This window comes from Pseudoalteromonas sp. Cn5-37 (genome assembly GCF_021532495.1).
Lineage (GTDB): Bacteria > Pseudomonadota > Gammaproteobacteria > Enterobacterales > Alteromonadaceae > Pseudoalteromonas > Pseudoalteromonas simplex.
In genome coordinates, this window is sequence record NZ_JAKGBA010000088.1 from 1 (window position 1) to 1,364 (window position 1,364).

1 protein-coding gene is annotated in these 1,364 nt (G+C 43.5%); it reads left to right on the top strand.

Going from position 1 to position 1,364, the window contains the following annotated elements; translation table 11 throughout:
• Positions 1–90 precede the first annotated feature (90 nt).
• Positions 91–1,125, top strand: coding sequence for an IS110 family transposase (locus L1266_RS22190; RefSeq protein WP_235378360.1), 1,035 nt, complete (start codon positions 91–93; stop codon positions 1,123–1,125).
• Positions 1,126–1,364: the final 239 nt, after the last annotated feature.

Consider the following 1,364-nt stretch of genomic DNA (forward strand, 5'->3'; position numbering starts at 1 on the left):
TTGTAGGAGATGTATGGACTCCTCCCCCAAACAGGGTGAGTACGGTATAAAGAGATTGGACAATTACTTTTACCAATAAGGAATCCATACATGTCAAAATTTAACCTAATTAGCATCGACTTGGCAAAAAATGTTTTTCAAGTCGGTAAGTTTTTTCATCAAAACCTACAAAGTAATAAAGCGGTGAGCAGAAAAGAGTTACTGTCGATACTCACCACCTCTCCTCGTTGTAAAGTTGTTATGGAATCGTGTGGCGGTGCTCATTATTGGGCACGTAAAGCGCGTAGTGTTGGTCATGAAGTCGTGATTCTAGATCCTCGATTTGTCAAAGCATTTAGAGTTGGCCAGAAAACAGATGCAAATGATGTCATTGCAATAGCTGCCGCTTCTTTCTCACCTAATGTCCGCCCGTGTAAATCACTGACGCAAGCACAGCAAAGCTTACAGTCAATAGAGCGAATGCGCGCCTTAGCTGAAAAGCAGAAACGACAGCTGGCTAATCAAATCAGAGGCTTGTTACTTGAATTTGGGATTGTAATCAAGCAATCAGAATGCGCGTTTAGGCAAGCTATCCCTGAGATTCTAGAGGATAGCGATAATGGGTTAACCGCTGGTTTAAGGCAATGTCTAGCTCAGTGCTATGAATTATTTAAAGCGCAATCAACATTAAAAGAAACATTAAATGAGTTACTGACAGGTTTAGTAAAACAAGATGAGCAATGTGAACGTTTACTGGCACTTGAGGGTGTCGGGCCTATCACAGCGGTTGGTTTATTAATAAGCTTAAGTGAAACAACCCATTTTACGAGCGGACGCAATGCGGCAGCCAATGTTGGTGTCACCCCTCGCCAACACTCAAGTGGTGGAAAAGTGCGAATAGGTCATATAGCCAAATACCGTGGCGAGATAACATTACGCAGCCACTTGTTTCTGGGAGCCAGAGCGGTCATCAGTCAGCTAAAGCATCGAGAGCCAAAAACGAAAAAAGAACAATGGCTCAAAGCATTAGTTGAAAGACGAGGTGTGAAGTGTGCCGCCATTGCATTAGCAAATAAAACAGTTAGGACAGCGTATGCCATGCTGAAAAAGGGCACGAGTTATGAACCCAGTTTACTAGCCAATTAATATTTAGCCTTCAATAACAGAAACAACAGTATTGACCAAGAACCTGCGTTAAGCGGTTAGACCCACCCTTGATAGCCTGTAAAGTGCCTGGCGTGTTAAAACACCGAGTAGGAGAAGAGGCACAAGGGCGCGAATACATCAAAGGGCCGAGGTAGCTCCTCATTATGAGCCCGCATATAAGCACGCAGTCTGACAAAATTAACGAAGGGTATTGTGCAATAGGAGGAGTCCATATAAGG